The following is an 18,550-nucleotide window of genomic DNA, read 5'->3' on the forward strand; positions in this document are numbered from 1 at the left end:
GGGCCCATCAAATAAATAAGCTTGCCATCCATCCCTTAAACGCCCTCTACGGATGCCCGCCACTAGTAAATCGGCAATTTGCCACTATCCTGTAAAGGTCAGTAACAACGATGCGCAGCTGCTTAGCATGCACCTTATGGCACCTAAGAGCATCCGTGGAAGCCAATGACACCCAGGCAGAGCACGGGACACAGGCAAAGATTTCCAACCAGTCCGCATTTCTGATGATTGGTGCTGGCATTACGCCTTTACCCGGCTCAATATTTGTCACAGAATTGACGCCAATGATCTGGCAATTTTGAGGCATGATGCCGGCCTCTTAACAATTCAGGTTGAACCATTTGGCGCGGATGCTTGTCCTACCACACATCCTGCGGCCAATCCCGAGAACCGCTCCCCTGAACTAACCGGTTAAATATATGCGCCCATTGAAACAGGCAATTTATTCCAGCCGTACGGCTGACAAGTTCGTCGTACGTCTGCCAGACGGAATGCGTGAACGCATTGCCGAGGTGGCTCGCAATCATCATCGCAGCATGAACTCCGAGATCATTGCGCGCCTTGAGCAGAGCCTTATTCAGGAAGGCGCACTGGGCGAAGAGCTGAGCATGCGCCTGGACAGCCCGGAGCTGTCGTTGCACGAGCGCGAGCTGTTGCAACGCTTCCGTCAGTTGTCGCACCGTCAGCAGAACGCACTGGTTTCGCTGATTGCACACGATGCAGAAATGGCCGCAGACGCGTCCTGAGTAACAACGAACACCTCAAGCCAGCGTGATTGCTGGCTTTTTTTTGCCCGAAATTCGCGTTTTACAGGGCAAAAAAAACCCGCCAGACCGGCGGGTTGTTTCAGCGTGATCAGTTAGAGCAGGAAGATCGTCGCCAACCCCAGAAAGATGAAGAAGCCACCGCTGTCGGTCATGGCAGTGATCATCACACTGGCGCCCATCGCCGGATCCCGGCCCATCTTAGCCAGCGTCATCGGAATCAATACCCCCATCAACGCAGCCAATAACAGGTTAAGTGTCATCGCGGCAGTCATTACCACGCCTAGTGACCAACTGCCGTATAGCAGATAGGCCACTACACCGATTACCCCACCCCACACCAGGCCATTGATCAGACCTACCGCAAGCTCCTTGCGCATCAGCCGCGACGTATTACCGGTGCTGACCTGATCAAGCGCCATGGCGCGTACGATCATGGTGATCGTCTGATTACCGGAGTTGCCACCGATACCGGCGACGATCGGCATCAATGCAGCGAGTGCCACCAGCTTCTCGATCGATCCTTCGAACAGACCAATCACACGCGATGCGACAAACGCCGTGATCAGGTTGACGGCCAGCCATGCCCAACGGTTGCGCAGCGACTTCCAGACGGAAGCGAAAATATCTTCCTCTTCGCGCAGACCCGCCATGTTGAGCACTTCGCTTTCGCTCTCTTCACGGATCAGGTCGACCATCTCGTCAATGGTCAGACGGCCGATCAGCTTGCCGTTCTTGTCGACCACCGGCGCCGAGATCAAGTCGTAACGCTCGAACGCCTGCGCCGCATCGTAGGCGTCTTCGTCCGGGTGGAAGCTTACCGGATCGCTGGCCATGACTTCGGCGACCTGTTTTTCCGGATCATTGACCAGCAGACGCTTGATCGGCAGCACACCCTTGAGCACACCGTCGTAATCGACCACGAACAGTTTGTCGGTATGGCCGGGGAGTTCTTTCAGGCGACGCAGATAACGCAGTACCACTTCGAGACTGACATCCTCACGGATGGTCACCATCTCGAAGTCCATCAATGCACCGACCTGGTCCTCGTCGTAGGAGAGGGCCGAACGCACGCGCTCACGCTGCTGATTGTCGAGGCTCTCCATCAATTCATGGACGACGTCTCGCGGCAGCTCGGAAGCCAGGTCAGCGAGTTCGTCGGCGTCCATGTCCTTGGCAGCCGCGAGCAGTTCGTGATCGTCCATGTCGGCGATCAGCGTTTCACGAACGGAATCGGATACTTCGAGCAGAATATCGCCGTCGCGGTCAGCCTTGACCAATTGCCAGAGCGTCAGACGATCGTCCAGCGGCAGGGCTTCGAGAATATAGGCGACGTCGGCAGAGTGCAGATCATCGAGCTTGCGTTGCAGTTCGACGAGGTTTTGCCGGTGGACCAGGTTTTCGACGCGGTCGTGATGCGGACCTTCCTGACGATGAGTCAGGTCCTCGACGACGCGCTGGCGCTGCAGCAGTTCGACCACCTGAGCCAGGCGATCCTGCAGGCTTTCTTGAGTTTTCTTTACTTCGATTTCAGACATAGGCGAACTCCACTCCCAGCAGCGGGGCACGCCGGAAGGATCAATCAGTCAATTCGTGATTGGTGAAACGGGGTACTGAGTAACTACTGGGTAAGTCCATGGAATTTTTCCATAAGCCCCGGCGGGGCTGACGGGCGCAATGATACACCGCTTGACGGTTTAAAACGTTAAAAAATCACGGCCGAAACAAGCGCTTGCGAAACAATTCTGAGCGCCGTCCTGAACCCTGCAAATGCGACGACTCATTCTGAAAAGAAAACACACCGGCGGCAGAAAATGTAGCGGCTACGCTTGAAGGCAGATTGTCATGGAGGACATCGAATGCTGTTCAAACCCTATGTTTTTCTGCTACCCGCCTGCCTGCTTTGCCTGCCATCCAGCGCAGCGCCTGTTTCGCTTCATCGTTGCGAGGCCAGCGACGGCAGCGTCACGTTCACTTCAATGAGCTGTGCGCAGGGAGAGCAGCGATCGACACAAGAAGTACACCCCTACTCGCCTGGATCGGTTGCCGTAATGCCCGAGCACGACCACGAACGCATGACCGAACTGAAGGCCATGAGGCGCGAACCGGCCGTGATTGGTCATGCGGAAGACAACTGCGGAAATCTGATCGATAACCGACAGCGGCGAGAAGCGATCATCAATCGGCGCGTCATCGCCGGCATGAGCCAACAGGACGTCGAAAGCGCGCTGGGCAAACCACACAAGGTGAGTATCAGAACATCGACCACCCGCTACAGTTACGACCTCAAGCGAGACCGCAGTGCTCAGATCGATTTTGACGAGAGAGGATGCGTGAAGGCAAAAGCCAAATCCCGGACAGCAAAAAGCCCGCGTTAAACGCGGGCTTTTTGGTATATGGTGCACTCGACAGGATTCGAACCTGTGACCGCTCGGTTCGTAGCCGAGTACTCTATCCAGCTGAGCTACGAGTGCATTTGTGTTTTTAGCCCAGACCACAACTGGATGAAGCCAAGCTACCTGCATCACTGCAACTAACTCTTAAATGGTGCACTCGACAGGATTCGAACCTGTGACCGCTCGGTTCGTAGCCGAGTACTCTATCCAGCTGAGCTACGAGTGCATTTGTGTTTTTAGACCAGCTCACATCTGGTTGAAGCCGAGTTACCTGCATCGCTGCAACTAACTCTTAAATGGTGCACTCGACAGGATTCGAACCTGTGACCGCTCGGTTCGTAGCCGAGTACTCTATCCAGCTGAGCTACGAGTGCATTTGTTGCGCCGCATTATAGCCCGTCTAATCTCTATTCCAACCACTTTTTCTAGTAAATTCAAACACTTACCGAAAAAGCCAGATTACAACGTACTAAGCAAATAATGGCGGAGAACGGGGGATTCGAACCCCCGACACCCTTGTGAGGTGTACTCCCTTAGCAGGGGAGCGCCTTCGGCCACTCGGCCAGCTCTCCGCAACACGGGGCGTATCTTAACCAACCTTTTCCCCGTTTGCAAACATAAAAATCGATAAAAATTAATGGCTTGGTTCTTCGTCCTTCTCTTTCTTTATACGCAGGTAAATTTCCTCACGGTGCACGGCAACCTCTTTCGGCGCGTTGACGCCGATGCGCACCTGGTTTCCTTTAACGCCAAGCACGGTCACAGTGATTTCGCCATCACCGATAATCAGGCTTTCTGCGCACCGACGAGTCAAAATCAGCATACCTTTCTCCTCACGCAATTCTTTCAGGGACAACAGTCTGCAAAAAAAAGGCACCCGACCTACAACCGAAGCGATCGTAGCCCTACATGCCTGAGTATTGACCAGCACGAGCAAAAGAACAGTTCAGGGCTCGCGCCATTCAAAAATAAAGGGCGCGGTCAGACCGCGCCCTTCAAGAAACGGAATTACTCGCCCTGGCGGGCCGGAGCATCCAGTTCGAAAGCCGTGTGCAGGGCGCGCACAGCCAGTTCCAGGTACTTCTCTTCGATCACCACGGAAACCTTGATTTCCGACGTCGAGATCATCTGGATGTTGATGCTTTCCTTGGCCAGCGATTCGAACATGCGGCTGGCAACGCCCGCGTGGGAACGCATGCCGACGCCGACGATCGAGACCTTGGCAATCTTGGTATCGCCAACCACTTCACGGGCACCGATCTCGCGAGCGGTGTTTTCCAGCACGGTCTGTGCGGCCTGATAGTCGTTGCGGTGCACGGTGAAGGTGAAGTCGGTGGTGTTATCGTGCGCAACGTTCTGCACGATCATGTCGACTTCGATGTTCGCGGCACTGATCGGGCCGAGAATCTTGAACGCCACACCCGGGGTGTCTGGCACGCCACGGATGGTCAGCTTGGCTTCATCGCGGTTGAAAGCGATGCCGGAAATGATCGGCTGTTCCATGGTTTCCTCTTCATCGATAGTAATGAGGGTGCCCGGACCCTCCTTGAAGCTGTGCAGTACGCGCAGCGGAACGTTGTACTTGCCAGCGAATTCGACTGCACGGATCTGCAACACCTTGGAACCGAGGCTGGCCATTTCCAGCATCTCTTCGAAGGTGATCTTGTCCAGACGCTGTGCAACCGGAACAACACGCGGGTCGGTGGTGTAAACGCCATCAACGTCGGTGTAGATCTGGCACTCGTCAGCCTTCAGCGCAGCTGCAAGGGCCACGCCAGTGGTATCGGAACCGCCACGCCCGAGGGTGGTGATGTTGCCGTGCTCGTCAACGCCCTGGAAACCCGCGACCACAACCACGCGACCGGCTTTCAGATCGCCACGAATCTTCTGGTCATCAATCTGCAAGATACGCGCTTTATTGTGCGCACTGTCTGTCAGGATCCGCACCTGATTACCGGTGTACGACACCGCTGGCACACCGCGCTTGATCAGCGCCATGGCCAACAGGGCAATCGTCACCTGCTCACCGGTGGAAACGATCACGTCCAGTTCACGCGGAACCGGTTGCGTCTCGCCACTGATTTGCTTGGCCAGATCGATCAGACGGTTGGTTTCGCCGCTCATTGCCGACAGAACGACCACCAGGTCATTGCCGGCATCACGGAATTTCTTAACCTTGTCGGCGACCTGCTCGATTCTCTCGACAGTACCGACCGAGGTGCCTCCAAATTTCTGTACGATCAAAGCCATTTCAAAGCCGCCTCTGCCCATGAAGGGCGCCCAATAATCAATCGAACAGCCGCCCGGCGCGCCACTAGACTGCGAGCCGGGCGAACCGTCTTATAAACCCTGCTCGACGAATGGAACGGTCAGCGCCAGTGCGCCATCCAGCGCGCCGGCGTCGACACCGCCGCCCTGCGCCATGTCCGGACGACCACCGCCCTTCCCGCCCACTGCCGCAGCAGCCTGCTTCATCAAATCACCGGCTTTGAGTTGGCCAGTCAGGTCCTTGGTTACGCCTGCAACCAGTACGACCTTTTCCTCATGGACACCGCCGAGCAGGATCACTGCGCGGCCGAGTTTGTTTTTCAGCTGATCGACCAGCGCCAGCAGCGCCTTGCCGTCCTGACCGTCCAGACGCGCGGCCAGAACCTTCACGTCCTTGACGTCCACTGCCGAGGCCGACAGATCGTCGCCCGCCGCACTGGCTGCCTTGGCCTGCAACTGCTCGAGTTGCTTTTCCAGCAGGCGGTTGCGCTCGAGCACAGCCGACAGCTTGTCGATCAGATTGTCACGGCTGCCCTTGACGAGGCTGGCCGCTTCCTTGAGTTGTTCTTCGGCAGCGTTGAGGTACGCCAGCGCCGCAGCACCGGTAACGGCTTCGATACGACGCACGCCCGAAGCCACACCGCCTTCGCTGATGATCTTCAGCAGGCCGATGTCGCCGGTACGGTTGGCGTGGATCCCGCCGCACAGTTCGACGGAGAAATCGCCGCCCATGCTCAGCACGCGCACGCTGTCACCGTATTTTTCGCCGAACAGCGCCATGGCGCCTTTGTTCTTCGCGGTTTCGATGTCGGTCTCTTCGGTTTCAACCGCAGAGTTCTTGCGGATCTCGGCGTTGACGATATCTTCCAGCTGCTTGATCTGTGCAGGCTTGATCGCTTCGAAGTGGCTGAAGTCGAAACGCAGGCGCTGACTGTCGACCAACGAACCTTTCTGCTGAACATGATCGCCCAGCACTTGGCGCAATGCTGCGTGCAGCAAGTGGGTGGCCGAGTGGTTCAGCGCGGTGGCATGACGCACTTCGGCATCAACGTGGGTTTCCACCGGAGCGCCGATGATCAGGCTGCCGGACGCCAGCACACCGTGGTGCAGGAACGCGCCGCCGGTCTTGGTGGTGTCGCGCACGTCGAAACGGCTGTTACCGGCCTGAATGAAACCGCAGTCACCGATCTGGCCACCGGATTCAGCGTAGAACGGCGTCTGGTTGAGGACGATCACCGCCTCTTCGCCTTCGCTCAGCACGTCGACCGACTGGCCGTCCTTATAGATAGCCACGATTTTCGCCGAACCGCTGGTGGCGGCGTAACCGGTGAATTCGGTGGCGACGTCAACCTTGACCAGCGTGTTGTAGTCCAGACCGAACGAGCTGGCGGAACGCGCACGCACGCGCTGGGCTTCCATTTCACGCTCGAAACCGACTTCATCGACAGTCAGGCCGCGTTCGCGGGCGATGTCAGCGGTCAGGTCCATCGGGAAACCGTAGGTGTCGTAGAGCTTGAACACCACGTCGCCCGGCACCACGGTGCCTTTGAGCTCGGCCAGATCCTGCTCGAGAATCTTCAGGCCGTGCTCCAGCGTCTTGGAGAACTGCTCTTCTTCAGCCTTGAGCACGCGCTCGATATTGCTTTGCTGTTTCTTCAGTTCCGGGAACGCTTCGCCCATCTCGGCCACCAGCGCCGCGACGATCTTGTAGAAGAAGCTGCCGGTGGCGCCGAGCTTGTTGCCGTGACGGCAGGCGCGACGAATGATCCGGCGCAGCACGTAACCACGGCCCTCGTTGGACGGCAGCACGCCATCGGCAATCAGGAAGCCGCAGGAACGGATGTGGTCGGACACGACTTTCAGCGATGACTGATCACCGTTCTCGCAACCGATCGCTTCAGCCGAAGCCTTCAGCAGGTTCTTGAACAGGTCGATGTCGTAGTTGGAGTTGACGTGCTGCATCACCGCACTGATCCGCTCCAGGCCCATGCCGGTGTCGACCGACGGCGCTGGCAACGGATGCAACACGCCGTCGGCGGTGCGGTTGAATTGCATGAACACGTTGTTCCAGATTTCGATGTAACGGTCGCCATCTTCTTCCGGCGAGCCCGGCGGGCCACCCCAGATGTGCTCGCCGTGATCGTAGAAAATCTCGGTGCACGGGCCGCACGGGCCGGTGTCACCCATGGTCCAGAAGTTGTCGGACGCGTACGGTGCGCCTTTGTTGTCGCCGATGCGGATCATGCGCTCGGCCGGCACGCCGATTGTCTGCGTCCAGATGTCATACGCTTCGTCGTCGGTGGCGTAGACGGTGACCCAGAGTTTTTCCTTCGGCAGCTTCAGTACGCCGGTCAGGAAGGTCCAGGCGAAGGTGATCGCGTCGTGCTTGAAATAATCGCCGAAGCTGAAGTTACCGAGCATTTCGAAGAACGTGTGGTGACGGGCGGTATAACCGACGTTCTCCAGGTCACTGTTCTTGCCACCGGCGCGCACGCACTTCTGGCTGCTGGTCGCACGGGTGTAGGCACGTTTTTCCTGGCCCAGGAAGCAGTCCTTGAACTGGTTCATCCCCGCGTTGGTGAACAGCAGGGTTGGGTCGTTGCCCGGAATCAAAGAGCTGGAGGCTACACGGGTGTGGCCTTGCTCTTCGAAGAAGCGAAGGAAGGCTTCACGGATTTCTGCGCTTTTCATTAGGTTCTTCCACGGAGGCTGCGGCCAAAGGCCTGTTCGAAACGTCAGAGACGAAGCGACGGCAAAGGGCCGCATTATATCGGCCCTGCGCGCGGGGTACAGCGTGTTTATACGATAGAAACGGTCAATTGGACGGCTAACGCTGTCACTGGCGTGAAAACTCGACGAATGTCGCGATCACTTGCTCGATTTGCGCGCGGTTGACATCCATGTGCGTGACCATGCGCAGACGCGCTGCAGCGCTGAGCTTGATCCCGCGCTCGGCCGCGAAGGCCTTGAGCGCCTCGGCCCTGTCGCCCATTTGCACATAAACCATGTTGGTTTGCACGGGCTCGACGACGAAACCGGCTTCGCGCAGACCATCGGCCAGCAATTGTGCGTTGGCGTGGTCGTCGGCCAGCCGTCCAACGTGGTGATCCAGCGCGTACAGCCCCGCCGCTGCCAGTACGCCTGCCTGACGCATGCCGCCGCCGACCATTTTGCGCAAGCGTCGGGCCTTGCCGATCAGTTGTTCAGAGCCGCACAACACCGAGCCGACCGGTGCGCCGAGGCCTTTGGACAGGCACACCGAGACCGAATCGAAATACTGGGTGATCTCCCGCGCATCGACACCCAGTTTGACCGCCGCGTTGTAAAGGCGCGCGCCGTCAAGGTGCAACTGCAGGCCGTGCTGCTGAGTGAAGCGTCGCGCCCGGGCCAGATATTCCAGCGGCAGCACCTTGCCCTGCATGGTGTTTTCCAGCGCCAGCAAGCGGGTGCGGGCGAAGTGAAAGTCGTCCGGCTTGATCGCCGCCGCGACTTGCTCGAGATCAAGCGAACCGTCGGCCTGCACTTCCAGCGGCTGCGGCTGGATCGATCCGAGCACCGCCGCGCCACCGCCTTCGTATTTGTAGGTGTGCGCCTGCTGGCCGACGATGTATTCGTCGCCGCGTTCGCAGTGCGCCATCAACCCGAGCAGGTTGCTCATGGTCCCGGTCGGCACGAACAGCGCGGCTGCAAAACCGAGGCGACTGGCCAGCTCGGCTTCCAGACGGTTGACCGTCGGGTCTTCGCCGTACACGTCGTCACCGGTGTCCGCCGCCAGCATGGCGTCGAGCATGGCGGGAGTCGGTTGGGTGACGGTGTCGCTGCGAAGATCAATAACGCTCATGAACCTGGCCTCTGGTCAGCAGGGGAAATCCCTTTGTGAAGTGGGATTACTGCGGTCATGGCGCGGATTAATCAAGCCTTGCGCCAAGAAAATTCAGGTTTTCGTTGAGAAGGCATAACCCATGTGGGAGCGAGCCTGCTCGCGAAAGCGGAGTAACAGTCAACATCTACGTTGGATGTGAAACCGCTTTCGCGAGCAGGCTCGCTCCCACAGGGTCGGTGCACGGCTGGAAAATATGTGTTACAAACTTGCCGCCGCCCGAAGGGGCGGGACAAACGTTCTCAGGGCGGGGTGCAATTCCCCACCGGCGGTAATTGCGCGCAATGCGCATAGCCCGCGAGCGCTTGGCGACGAACACGGCAATCGCGGTGATCGGCGGCAAGGTCAGCAGACCCGGTGTGATTCCGGGGCCGACGGTCATAGTCCGGATGAAGAGAGAACGGGATCAAAAGCACAGGGCCGTCCGCGTGTTGTCGTGCGTGTGCGAACCCTGGCATCCCTTTCGATTCATAACGCCCTGTTTTTCACACAAACAGGAGTCTGAACATGCAACCCACCGCTATCGACAGCAAAAACAAACACCCGCACGGCGAGCGCGTCGCGTTCATCCAGGCGTGCTGGCACAAGGAAATCGTCGACCAGAGCCGCAAAGGCTTCGTCGCCGAAATGCTTGCTCAGGGTTATCAGGAATCGGACATCGATTTCTTCGAAGTCGGCGGCGCCTTCGAAATGCCTCTGCACGCCAAACTGCTGGCCAAGACCGGTCGTTATGCCGGCATCGTCGCTGCAGCTCTGGTGGTGGACGGCGGCATCTACCGTCATGAGTTCGTCGCCCAGACAGTCGTCAGCGGTCTGATGCAGGTGCAACTGGAAACCGAAGTGCCGGTGTTCTCGGTGTCGCTGACGCCGCATCACTTCCATTCTGGCGAAGAGCATCAGAAGTTTTTCTACGAGCACTTTGTGCACAAGGGTCAGGAAGCGGCGCGGACATGTGCCGATACCCTGCGCAAAGTTCGCGCACTGCGCCGTACCGAGCCGCATGCGGTAGCGGTTTAAACACCACCCAAAACTGTGGGAGCCAGCCTGCTGGCGATAGCGGTTTATCAGTCGCCATTCAGGGTGACTGATGCATTGCAATCGCCAGCAGGCTGGCTCCCACAGTGATTTTGTTTCGACCTTGTAATTGCGTCAGGCGAGGTTTTCGTCGGTGGCCGGGACGATCAGGATGCCGGCGCGCAGGCCGTTCTTCACCTTCGGGTTGGGGAAAATGATCCGCGCGCCCGGCTCTTCGATGACCCAGCGGGTATTGGCCAGATCCTCGGCCAGCACATACCCCATGTCCAACTCTGAAAAGTTCTCGATATCCGCCGGCAGGTTCAGGCGGAACGCATCGCTGTGCTTGATGATTTCCCGGGCGACACTGAACAGCTGCAAGCCGTCCAGCCCCGCTTGCGCCATCTCCGGCTCGGTGCCTTCGATGATTTGCTTCAAGCGAGTTTCCAGCAGCGACACGTTGACGCCGTCGTTCTGTCCGAACGGCCGCGCCTTGCCCAGCTCCAGGGTGAAAGCCTCGGCATCAAGCTTGTCATAGGTATAGGAGCTGAACACGATCGACGGCTTGTTCTGCAGCAGCACGGCTTCCATCCCGGCGGCGCGCAGGCGCGCCAGTTCAAGACGCGAATGCTGGCGCCCCTCTTTCCATGGATACAGCGCAAATTGCTCGATCTTCGAGCCGCGAATCGCCGTGTGCAGGTCGTAGTGCAAACGCTGGCGCTCGGGTTTGCTGAAGAAAATCGCCGCCAGACGCTCCAGCTCACAGGCGCGCAACGCTTCGCTGCCACTGCTTTGTTCATGCCGGCCGTTGAACAGCCGATTGACGTCCTGCTCGATGAAGCGCTCGCCCTTGCGCATCGCCTCGGGATTACCGAACAGGAACAGAATGCGTGCGCGCGGCTTCAGATCGCCGCGAGCGATGTCGTGCAGCAACCGGTCGAGCAACTCGATCGGTGCGGTTTCGTTACCGTGGATACCCGCCGACAGCAGCAGGTCCAGGCCATTGTCGCGCGCTTCCGGGGGCCGGACTTCCAGCGCCCCTTCGCTCAACCAGCGCATGCGCACGCCTTCGACAGTCAGTTGAGTCTTCTCCGCCGGTTCGCGGCCGGCGAGGGTCAGTTCAAGCAGTTTGCCGAGGGCGAGCATAGAGCGGTTTCCTTAGTGGTCGTGGTTGCAATCCGGGCCGTGTACGTGATCCTCGTCAGCGCCGAGGTCAGCCGGTTCCATTTCCAGTTGCAGACTTACCAGATTAGTCGCCAATGGGCGCAACAGCAGGTTGGCGTACTCTTCGTCACCTTCCTCGACGTCAACGCCGATCAGCAACTGGCCGCGGCCGTCCTGCTGGATCCACAGCTCTTTGCCTTGCCACATGACCGCGACGCGGGTGCACGACGTTTGCAGTTGCGTGCCGTCGGTGTCTTCAAGGATCAGCTGCAGGGAATCGCTCATGTTTTTTACTCTCTTGGGGTGACACACCGCGCACCGCGTTCAAGCGGCGCGCCGGCGTTCAATTGATCTGGAAGGGATAAACCGCGCCCAGTTTAAGGATTTGCGTCAGTTCATCCAGTGCCGTCCGGCATTCAAGCAACAACTGCGGGTCCGCCAGATCGCTTTCGCTGAGGCGGTCGCGGTAGTGCTTTTCAACCCATGCGGTCAACGAACCGTACAACGGTGGCGTCATGATAACCCCTGGGTTAACCGCCGCCAGTTCCGTTTCGTTGAGCGCCACGCGCAAGCGCAGGCACGCCGGGCCGCCGCCGTTCTGCATGCTCTGCTTGAGATCGAAGACTTTCACTTCGCGTATCAGACCGCCGGAGCTGGTCAGGCTTTGCAGATACGCCCAGACGCGCTCGTTGGCCTGGCACTCTTGCGGCACGATCAGCAGCATCGAACCGTCAGGGCGCGACAGTAACTGGCTGTTGAACAGGTACGAGCGCACCGCGTCGTCCACGGTGACCGCCGAGCGCGGCACACACACCGACTGGAACTTGCCACCGACCCTGGCCAGTTTGCTTTCCAGCTCAGCGAGCATCTGTTCGGTCTCGAGGAACGCGTCCTCGTGATAGAACAGCACCTCACCGTTGCCCACGGCGATCACGTCGTTATGGAACACGCCCTGATCGATCACGTTGGGATTCTGCTGGGCGTAGACCACGCCGTCTTCACGCAGACCGTGCAGACGCGCCACGGCCTGCGAGGCTTCGAGGGTCTGCCGCGCCGGGTACTTTTGAGGCGCCGGGTAACGGTTGTCGAACGCACTGCGGCCGAACACGAAGAACTCGACGCCCGCCTCGCCATATTCACGGCAGAAACGCGTGTGGTTGGCCGCGCCTTCGTCACCGAATTGCGCAACCGCCGGCAATGCCGAGTGATGGGCGAAGTGCTGCTGATTGGCGAACATCGCCCCGAGCACGCGACTGGTGGTCGGGTGTTCGATGCTGCGGTGATATTTGCAGTTGAGGTTGGCGGCAGTGAAATGCACGCGGCCGTCAGCGGTGTCTGCGCTCGGGCTGACCGTGGCGGCGTTGGCCACCCACATGCTCGATGCCGAACAACTGGCGACCAGCAGCGGCATGGCTTCTTTGGCGGCGCGCTCGATCACTTGCGCGTCAGTGCCGCTGAAACCCAGGCGGCGCAGTGCGGCCACGTCCGGACGCTCCTGCGGCGCCAGTACGCCCTGCTGAAAGCCCATTTCCATCAGCGCTTTCATTTTCGCCAAGCCTTGCAGCGCCGCTTCTTTCGGGCTCGAGGATTGCTGGCTGTTGCTCTGAGAGGCAACGTTGCCGTAGGACAGACCACCGTAGTTATGGGTCGGCCCCACTAGACCGTCAAAATTGACTTCGTAGGATTTCATCAGCGAGGCTCCACGTGAATCTGTTGTTATAGGCTTCAGTAACTGTTCAGTCAGACCGCGGTGCAGCTATCGCGAGCAGGCTCACTCCTACAGGGAAACGCGTTCCAAATGTAGGAGTGAGCCTGCTCGCGATGGCCGTTACGCCATTTTCACGCCGGGTGTCAGGGAAGCAGGCAACACCAGGCTCGGGGTTTCCAGCGACGCCACCGGGTACGCGCAGTAATCCGCGGCGTAGTAGGCGCTGGCGCGATGGTTGCCCGAAGCGCCGACGCCGCCGAACGGCGCGCTGCTCGCGGCCCCGGTCAGTTGTTTGTTCCAGTTGACGATGCCGGCGCGGCTTTCCAGCCAGAACTGCTGGTAACGCGCTTCGGAATCCGACAGCAGGCCGGCAGCCAGACCGTAGGCGGTGTTGTTGGCTTCGACGATGGCGGCTTCAAAATCGGCATAGCGGATCACTTGCAGCAACGGCCCGAACAGCTCTTCGTCCGGGCGCTCAGCCACCGCGGTGACGTCGACAATGCCCGGCGTCAGCAATGCCGACTGCGCTTGCGGCTGAGTCATTTGCAGCAGCGACACTGCGCCGTTGGCCAGCAATTGTTCCTGAGCATCCATCAGCGCTTTCGCTGCGCCGAGGGAAACCACCGAGCCCATGAACGGCGCTGGCTGCTGGTCGAACGCGCCGACTTCGATGGTCGCACTGACTTCGACCAGACGCTTGAGCAGGCTGTCGCCCCACGCGCCTTGCGGCACCAGCAAACGGCGCGCGCAGGTGCAACGCTGGCCGGCGGAGATGAACGCCGACTGAATGATCGTGTAAACCGCAGCATCGAGATCGGCAACCTCGTCGACCACCAGCGGATTGTTGCCGCCCATTTCCAGCGCCAGGATCTTGTCCGGACGTCCGGCGAATTGCTGGTGCAGATGGTTGCCGGTGCGGCTCGAACCAGTGAAGAACAGACCGTCGATGCCCAGGTTCGCCGCCAGTGCAATGCCGGTTTCCCGCGCGCCTTGCAGCAGGTTCAACACACCGGCCGGCAGACCGGCTTCAATCCAGCACTTGACCGTCAGCTCGGCGACTTTTGGCGTCAGCTCGCTCGGCTTGAACAGCACGCTGTTGCCCGCCAGCAGTGCCGGCACGATATGCCCGTTGGGCAAATGGCCGGGGAAGTTGTACGGGCCGAACACCGCGACCACGCCGTGTGGTTTGTGGCGCAACACGGCGGTGGCGTCGCCCAGCGGGCCGCTCTTTTCGCCGGTACGCTCACGGTAGCTCTGCACCGAGATGGCAATCTTGTTGACCATGCTGGTGACTTCGGTCGTGGCTTCCCACAACGGCTTGCCGGTTTCCTCACCAATGGTGCGGGCCAGTTCGTCAGAATGGTTCTTCAGCGCGGCGGCAAACGCTTCGAGCACAATGATGCGTTCGTCCAGCGAACGACGCGCCCAGCCCGGAAATGCCTGACGTGCGGCCTGCACGGCGGATTCGACCTGAGCGGCGGTAGCGCCCTCGCCCGACCACAATACCTGCTGGGTGACCGGGTTCAACGATTGAAAGGCTTCGCCCTGACCGGCCAGCCACTCACCTGCGATGTATAGCGAATTCATTGTTTCGACTCCCGTGCAGCGGACAACGCCACGGCGCGAACCTGATCGCCGGCGCTGAGTTGAAGACGTTTGGCGGTCTGCGGGTCAACCACCAGCGTGCCGGCGGCCAGACGCGCAGGCGCCGCGGTGATGCGGCAGTCTTCGCGTTTGCGGTTATGGATGATGAACGGCGTGGCGTCGTCGCCCGGCGTGCCAACGGCCAGCACCAGCGCTTCGCTGTCACGCACCGCGCGGATCTTGGCGGTTTCGCATTCGATCGCCGGGCCGGCGTCGAAGATATCGACGTAACCCTGATAGCTGAAACCTTCCCCCTTGAGCATCGCCAGCGCCGGCTCGGTGTCCGGGTGGACCTGGCCGATCACGTTGCGCGCATCCGGCGACAGGAAGCAGGTGTACAGCGGGAATTTCGGCATCAGTTCGGCGATGAACGCCTTGTTGCCGACGCCGGTCAGGTAATCAGCCTGGCTGAATTCCATCTTGAAGAAGTGCCGGCCCAGGCTTTCCCAGAACGGCGAGCGCCCGGCGTCGTCGGACACGCCGCGCATCTCGGCAATGATCTTGTTGCCGAACAGCTCCGGGAACTCGGCGATGAACAGCATGCGCGCCTTGGACAGCATGCGGCCGTTCAGACCGCTGCGGTAATCGGCGTGCAGGAACAGCGAGCACAACTCGGAATTGCCGGTCAGGTCGTTGGCCAGGAACAGCGTCGGAATCTCGCGATAGATATTCAGTTCCTGCGAGGCGCTGACGGTCAGGCCGACGCGGAAGTTGTACCACGGCTCACGCAGACCGACCGCGCCAGCGATGGCAGAAATCCCCACCACGCGGCCATTGTCGTCTTCGAGCACGAACAGGTAGTCCGCATCGCCACGGCCGGCTTCGCCGCGAAAGGTCTTTTCGGCCCAGCCGACCCGGTGGGCCAGACGTTCTTCGTTGGCCGGCAAGGTAGTGAGGCCGGTGCCGGTGCTGCGGGCCAGATCGATCAGCGCGGGTAAATCGCTGCTGCGTACGGGACGAACAATCATGCTATCTCCTCAAACGGGCCGCTTGCGCCACCCGTGAAACTCGCTAAGGCGTTAAACCGCCACCAGGCGCACGCTGGCGCCTTCACCGACGCCCAGGGCTTCGGCCGCTTCCAGATCCAGAGTCACCGGTTTGCCCGGCGCGTAATCCAGCTCGAGCAACACCGCGCGGTAATCCTGCAACTGCGCGTTGGCCACCAGATACTGGCGTCCGGCGCCTTTGACCGGCTCGCCGAGTTTCACCGGCACCACACGGCTCTGCGCGATCGAGCGGATCCCGGAAACGCGCGCATGCAGGGTCGGTCCACCGTCGAAAATGTCGATGTAGTGATCGGTCTCGAAGCCTTCGCGCATCAGGATGTCGAAGGTGATCTGCGCCCGCGGGTGCACCTGGCCCATCGCTTCTTGCGCGGAGTCCGGCAGCAACGGCACGTAGATCGGATAATGCGGCATCAGCTCGGCGAGGAACGTGCGGCTTTTCAGCCCGCACAGGCGTTCGGCTTCGGCGTAGTTGAGGTCGAAGAAGTTGCGCCCGATGGCATCCCAGAACGGCGAGTCACCGTTTTCATCGCTGTAACCGACAATCTCGGTCACCACCGAATCGGCGAAACGCTCCGGGTGGCTGGCAACGAACAGCAGACGACCACGGGAATTGAGCTCGGCCCACGGCGATCCAACCAGTTCGCGCTGCACGTAGAAACTGGTCAGCAAGCTGTTGCCGGTCAAATCGTGGCACTGCGAGAGCACGTGGATCTTGTTATGGATCTTCAGTTCGCGCGAGGCGTGGACGAAGGTCTCGTTGCGGAAGCTGTAGAACGGCTCCGAATAACCGGCCGAGGCGACGATGGCCGAGCAACCGACCAGCTTGCCGGTGGCGGAATCTTCGAGGACGAAGAAATAGCTTTCCTCACCGTTGAAGCTCACTTCGGCGGCAAACGACGCTTCGCTCGCGGCGATCTTGTCGCTCAGACGTTCCACGTCATCCGGCAAGGAAGTGACACCAATCGGGCTGTCCGCAGCCAGACGCTGTACCTCGCCCAGATCAGCCATTTGCGCGGGGCGCATCACCAGCATGGTGTCACTCCTTTTCTCTTTAAAAAAATCACAGAAAGAACACCGGACCTTGTAGGAGTGAGCCTGCTCGCGATAGCGGTGTATCAGTCGACATTGATGTGTCTGATACACCGCTATCGCGAGCAGGCTCACTCCTACAGTTGAACGCGCCCGGTATCAAAATTTTGATCGACGCCCGAACCGTCGGGCATCGATGGGTCCATCAAGCTTGCGTCAGTGCAGCAGCAGCGCGTTCGAAGCGGTCCAGACCAGCATCGATATCGGCGTCTTCAACCACCAGGCTCGGGGCGAAACGAATCACGTCCGGGCCGGCCTGGAGAATCATCAGGCCTTCTTTTTCAGCGGCGTTGAAGATGTCCTTGGCCTTGCCTTTCCAGGCGTCGTTGAGCACGCAGCCGATCAGCAGACCGAGGCCACGCACCTGGGTGAACAAGCCGTATTTCTCGCCGATCTGCTCAAGGCGCGCCTTGAACTTGTCGTGCTTGGCATTCACACCGCTCAACACTTCTGGCGTGTTGACCACATCGATCACCGCTTCGGCCACTGCACAGGCCAGCGGGTTGCCGCCGTAAGTGGTGCCGTGAGTGCCGACCACCAGGTGCTTGGCCAGCGCTTCGGTCGTCAGCATCGCCGCGATCGGGAAACCGCCGCCCAGGCTCTTGGCGCTGGTGAGAATGTCCGGGGTCACGCCGTAATGCTGGTAGGCGAACAGCTTGCCGCTGCGGCCCATGCCGGTCTGCACTTCGTCGAATACCAGCAGCGCGTTGTGCGCGTCGCACAATTCACGGGCGCCTTGCAGGTAAGCCAGTTCGGCCGGCAGTACGCCGCCCTCGCCCTGAATCGGTTCGAGCACGACCGCGCAGGTCTTGTCGGACACCGCAGCTTTCAGCGCCGCCAAGTCGTTGTAAGGGACATGGGTGATACCGGTGATTTTCGGGCCGAAACCGTCGGAGTACTTCGACTGACCACCGACGTTGACGGTGAACAGGGTACGGCCGTGGAAGCTGTTCAGCGCGGCGATGATTTCGTACTTCTCGCTGCCGAACCGGTCGAACGCGACGCGACGGGCCAGCTTGAACGCGGCCTCGTTGGCTTCAGCGCCGGAGTTGCAGAAGAATGCGCGTTCGGCGAACGTCGCGTCGATCAGCTTGTGCGCCAGGCGCAGCGCCGGCTCGTTGGTGAATACGTTGGACACATGCCACAGCTTGTTGGCCTGCTCGGTCAAGGCACCGACCAGCGCCGGGTGCGCGTGGCCCAATACGTTGACGGCAATCCCGCCGGCGAAGTCGATCAGCTCGCGGCCGGCCTGATCCCAGACACGGGAACCGGCGCCACGCACCGGAATGAAAGCGGCAGGCGCGTAGTTGGGAACCATTACCTGGTCGAAATCGGCGCGTTGTACCGCAGCGTGCTCAACGGACATCGGAGTCTCCTGAAAAGGAACACTCGCCGGAAACTGGCGAGCGATTGAGGGGATTGTAAGGACAGTTTTGTGCCCGGCCTTGCCGCCAAGCGACAACTTCTTATAGCGCAAACCCCGGATTTTCCCGGGTTTACGGCAATGCGACATATACCGTCGCAAAGGCGCAGTTTACCGGGCGCGGCCGATTTGCGGCAGGTCGCGCAGAATAGCAAGTCAGCCCCGCGCCAGAGATATAAATATGTACCGCACG

The 18,550-nt window shown here is 59.8% G+C and carries 17 protein-coding genes, 4 tRNA genes and 1 riboswitch (1 of these 22 cut by a window edge); of the genes, 4 read left to right on the forward strand and 17 right to left on the reverse strand.

From position 1 onward, the window contains the following. Positions 1–32: the 5' portion of a phosphonate metabolism protein/1,5-bisphosphokinase (PRPP-forming) PhnN gene (gene phnN, locus BLU52_RS17860; protein WP_090285382.1), read on the reverse strand. Its footprint begins 538 nt before the window's first position; 32 of the gene's 570 nt are visible here — the first part of the coding sequence; it begins with the start codon at positions 30–32; its stop codon lies off the left edge, out of view. A 123-nt stretch (positions 33–155) separates the two neighbouring features. Here phnN and BLU52_RS26835 point away from each other — a divergent pair, with 123 nt between their 5' ends. Both BLU52_RS26835 and BLU52_RS17870 read left to right on the forward strand, forming a co-directional pair. Continuing rightward, complete coding sequence (locus BLU52_RS26835) at positions 156–302, forward strand: hypothetical protein (protein WP_167359877.1); 147 nt, start codon at positions 156–158, stop codon at positions 300–302. A 117-nt stretch (positions 303–419) separates the two neighbouring features. Next, a complete protein-coding gene (locus tag BLU52_RS17870; protein ID WP_003178899.1) occupies positions 420–746 on the forward strand; it encodes an Arc family DNA-binding protein in 327 nt (108 codons plus the stop codon). Between the two features lie 113 nt (positions 747–859). Here BLU52_RS17870 and mgtE read toward each other — a convergent pair whose 3' ends face one another. Continuing rightward, positions 860–2,302 carry a magnesium transporter gene (gene mgtE, locus BLU52_RS17875; RefSeq protein WP_090285386.1) on the reverse strand — a complete coding sequence of 481 codons (1,443 nt, stop codon included), beginning with the start codon at positions 2,300–2,302 and terminating at the stop codon, positions 860–862. Between the two features lie 321 nt (positions 2,303–2,623). Here mgtE and BLU52_RS17880 point away from each other — a divergent pair, with 321 nt between their 5' ends. After that, on the forward strand, positions 2,624–3,142 hold the full coding sequence (locus BLU52_RS17880; RefSeq protein ID WP_090285388.1) for a cell envelope protein SmpA: 519 nt from the start codon (positions 2,624–2,626) through the stop codon (positions 3,140–3,142). Between the two features lie 19 nt (positions 3,143–3,161). On the opposite strand, the gene BLU52_RS17885 is transcribed toward BLU52_RS17880, so the two are convergent. The 8 genes from BLU52_RS17885 to ltaE all read right to left on the reverse strand — a co-directional run bounded on the left by BLU52_RS17885 (position 3,162) and on the right by ltaE (position 9,269). Beyond that, positions 3,162–3,238 (reverse strand) — tRNA-Arg (locus BLU52_RS17885). A 71-nt stretch (positions 3,239–3,309) separates the two neighbouring features. Next, positions 3,310–3,386: transfer RNA gene (locus BLU52_RS17890), tRNA-Arg, on the reverse strand. 71 nt (positions 3,387–3,457) lie between these two features. Further along, a tRNA-Arg gene (locus tag BLU52_RS17895) sits at positions 3,458–3,534 on the reverse strand. Positions 3,535–3,641: 107 nt separating this feature from the next. Beyond that, positions 3,642–3,732: transfer RNA gene (locus tag BLU52_RS17900), tRNA-Ser, on the reverse strand. 62 nt (positions 3,733–3,794) lie between these two features. Further along, positions 3,795–3,983, reverse strand: coding sequence for a carbon storage regulator CsrA (csrA, locus tag BLU52_RS17905; RefSeq protein ID WP_002554426.1), 189 nt, complete (start codon positions 3,981–3,983; stop codon positions 3,795–3,797). Positions 3,984–4,168: 185 nt separating this feature from the next. Beyond that, positions 4,169–5,410 carry an aspartate kinase gene (locus BLU52_RS17910; protein ID WP_090285391.1) on the reverse strand — a complete coding sequence of 414 codons (1,242 nt, stop codon included), beginning with the start codon at positions 5,408–5,410 and terminating at the stop codon, positions 4,169–4,171. A gap of 90 nt (positions 5,411–5,500) precedes the next feature. Then, positions 5,501–8,119 (reverse strand): alanine--tRNA ligase, encoded by a 2,619-nt coding sequence (gene alaS, locus BLU52_RS17915; RefSeq protein WP_090285393.1) that lies wholly within the window; start codon positions 8,117–8,119, stop codon positions 5,501–5,503. A gap of 145 nt (positions 8,120–8,264) precedes the next feature. Continuing rightward, positions 8,265–9,269 carry a low-specificity L-threonine aldolase gene (ltaE, locus tag BLU52_RS17920; RefSeq protein WP_090285395.1) on the reverse strand — a complete coding sequence of 335 codons (1,005 nt, stop codon included), beginning with the start codon at positions 9,267–9,269 and terminating at the stop codon, positions 8,265–8,267. A 273-nt stretch (positions 9,270–9,542) separates the two neighbouring features. Next, positions 9,543–9,714: riboswitch (FMN riboswitch) on the forward strand. A gap of 101 nt (positions 9,715–9,815) precedes the next feature. Here ltaE and BLU52_RS17925 point away from each other — a divergent pair. Further along, the gene (locus BLU52_RS17925) at positions 9,816–10,325 is read left to right on the forward strand and encodes a 6,7-dimethyl-8-ribityllumazine synthase (RefSeq protein ID WP_090285397.1); all 510 of its coding nucleotides are present in this window, start codon (positions 9,816–9,818) and stop codon (positions 10,323–10,325) included. Between the two features lie 132 nt (positions 10,326–10,457). Here BLU52_RS17925 and astE read toward each other — a convergent pair whose 3' ends face one another. The 7 genes from astE to BLU52_RS17960 all read right to left on the reverse strand — a co-directional run bounded on the left by astE (position 10,458) and on the right by BLU52_RS17960 (position 18,300). Continuing rightward, positions 10,458–11,468: a succinylglutamate desuccinylase gene (astE, locus tag BLU52_RS17930; RefSeq protein ID WP_090285399.1), complete on the reverse strand. Its 1,011-nt coding sequence runs from the start codon at positions 11,466–11,468 to the stop codon at positions 10,458–10,460. Positions 11,469–11,480: 12 nt separating this feature from the next. Next, a complete protein-coding gene (locus BLU52_RS17935) occupies positions 11,481–11,771 on the reverse strand; it encodes a hypothetical protein (protein ID WP_016773591.1) in 291 nt (96 codons plus the stop codon). Between the two features lie 58 nt (positions 11,772–11,829). Next, positions 11,830–13,176 carry an N-succinylarginine dihydrolase gene (astB, locus tag BLU52_RS17940; RefSeq protein ID WP_090285401.1) on the reverse strand — a complete coding sequence of 449 codons (1,347 nt, stop codon included), beginning with the start codon at positions 13,174–13,176 and terminating at the stop codon, positions 11,830–11,832. A gap of 138 nt (positions 13,177–13,314) precedes the next feature. Next, entirely contained in the window at positions 13,315–14,781 is a 1,467-nt protein-coding gene (gene astD, locus BLU52_RS17945) for a succinylglutamate-semialdehyde dehydrogenase (RefSeq protein ID WP_090285403.1), read from the reverse strand. Further along, positions 14,778–15,806, reverse strand: a complete 1,029-nt coding sequence (astA, locus tag BLU52_RS17950; protein WP_090285405.1) for an arginine N-succinyltransferase — start codon at positions 15,804–15,806, stop codon at positions 14,778–14,780. The genes astD and astA overlap by 4 nt, the downstream gene beginning before the upstream one ends. A gap of 51 nt (positions 15,807–15,857) precedes the next feature. Continuing rightward, on the reverse strand, positions 15,858–16,877 hold the full coding sequence (gene aruF / locus BLU52_RS17955) for an arginine/ornithine succinyltransferase subunit alpha (RefSeq protein WP_090285407.1): 1,020 nt from the start codon (positions 16,875–16,877) through the stop codon (positions 15,858–15,860). A 202-nt stretch (positions 16,878–17,079) separates the two neighbouring features. Next, on the reverse strand, positions 17,080–18,300 hold the full coding sequence (locus BLU52_RS17960; RefSeq protein WP_090285409.1) for an aspartate aminotransferase family protein: 1,221 nt from the start codon (positions 18,298–18,300) through the stop codon (positions 17,080–17,082). Between the last annotated feature and the right edge of the window lie 250 nt (positions 18,301–18,550).

This window comes from Pseudomonas granadensis (assembly GCF_900105485.1).
Classification (GTDB): domain Bacteria; phylum Pseudomonadota; class Gammaproteobacteria; order Pseudomonadales; family Pseudomonadaceae; genus Aquipseudomonas; species Aquipseudomonas granadensis.

Coding starts and splice junctions, on each gene's coding strand:
- astD (WP_090285403.1), bottom strand. CDS start 14,781: ATGAATTCGCTATACATCGCAGGTGAGTGGCTGGCCGGTCAGGGCGAA.
- BLU52_RS17960 (WP_090285409.1), bottom strand. CDS start 18,300: ATGTCCGTTGAGCACGCTGCGGTACAACGCGCCGATTTCGACCAGGTA.
- astA (WP_090285405.1), bottom strand. CDS start 15,806: ATGATTGTTCGTCCCGTACGCAGCAGCGATTTACCCGCGCTGATCGAT.
- BLU52_RS17870 (WP_003178899.1), top strand. CDS start 420: ATGCGCCCATTGAAACAGGCAATTTATTCCAGCCGTACGGCTGACAAG.
- astE (WP_090285399.1), bottom strand. CDS start 11,468: ATGCTCGCCCTCGGCAAACTGCTTGAACTGACCCTCGCCGGCCGCGAA.
- aruF (WP_090285407.1), bottom strand. CDS start 16,877: ATGCTGGTGATGCGCCCCGCGCAAATGGCTGATCTGGGCGAGGTACAG.
- BLU52_RS17925 (WP_090285397.1), top strand. CDS start 9,816: ATGCAACCCACCGCTATCGACAGCAAAAACAAACACCCGCACGGCGAG.
- csrA (WP_002554426.1), bottom strand. CDS start 3,983: ATGCTGATTTTGACTCGTCGGTGCGCAGAAAGCCTGATTATCGGTGAT.
- mgtE (WP_090285386.1), bottom strand. CDS start 2,302: ATGTCTGAAATCGAAGTAAAGAAAACTCAAGAAAGCCTGCAGGATCGC.
- astB (WP_090285401.1), bottom strand. CDS start 13,176: ATGAAATCCTACGAAGTCAATTTTGACGGTCTAGTGGGGCCGACCCAT.
- ltaE (WP_090285395.1), bottom strand. CDS start 9,269: ATGAGCGTTATTGATCTTCGCAGCGACACCGTCACCCAACCGACTCCC.
- BLU52_RS17935 (WP_016773591.1), bottom strand. CDS start 11,771: ATGAGCGATTCCCTGCAGCTGATCCTTGAAGACACCGACGGCACGCAA.
- BLU52_RS17910 (WP_090285391.1), bottom strand. CDS start 5,410: ATGGCTTTGATCGTACAGAAATTTGGAGGCACCTCGGTCGGTACTGTC.
- alaS (WP_090285393.1), bottom strand. CDS start 8,119: ATGAAAAGCGCAGAAATCCGTGAAGCCTTCCTTCGCTTCTTCGAAGAG.
- BLU52_RS17880 (WP_090285388.1), top strand. CDS start 2,624: ATGCTGTTCAAACCCTATGTTTTTCTGCTACCCGCCTGCCTGCTTTGC.